The following is a 554-nucleotide window of genomic DNA, read 5'->3' on the forward strand; positions in this document are numbered from 1 at the left end:
TGCTCGTCGTGTAGAGGTCGTCGCCCGTGCTCGCGTCGCGGAAGTGGAACGTGTCTGTTGGAGCCGAGGCAGTCGGCGCGCTCGCATAGGCCCGGATATAATCGATGGTCATCTGCGCCGGCACTGGCGTTGATACGTCCGGGTCGCCGGCCCAGGCGCCGCCGACGGCGAGGTTGGCGATCATATACATCGGCTTGTTCAAGTCGGCAGGCGTGGCGGCCTGGAAGGTCGGCTGCCCGTCGTAGTACCAGGTGATGGTGTCGGGTTCCCAGTCGACGCCATAGGTGTGGTAGCCCGACGTCATGTCGGACACGGTGACGTTGGCCTCGTTCAAGTAGTGAGTGTCGTCGACTTTCCAGTCGCCAGAGACCTGGCTGTGGACCGTGTTGCGCAGCGTGTTCGGTTCGCTGCCGATCATCTCCATCACGTCGAGTTCCGGCGGCCAGCTCCCGTCCTCCGGCAGCATCCAGAATGCCGGCCATAGGCCATGACCGGCCGGGAGTTCTGCCCGCATTTCGAAGTAGCCGTAGGTCTGGCTGAACTCGTGATAGGTG

1 protein-coding gene is annotated in these 554 nt (G+C 63.4%); it reads right to left on the reverse strand.

Annotated features, from left to right (window positions below; genetic code table 11):
* Positions 1–554 (reverse strand): glycoside hydrolase family 16 protein (locus FV234_RS25960; RefSeq protein ID WP_147832461.1); only part of this gene is annotated, 554 nt, incomplete at both ends.

Origin of the sequence: Methylobacterium sp. WL8 (genome assembly GCF_008040045.1) — a bacterium.
Lineage (GTDB): Bacteria > Pseudomonadota > Alphaproteobacteria > Rhizobiales > Beijerinckiaceae > Methylobacterium > Methylobacterium cerastii.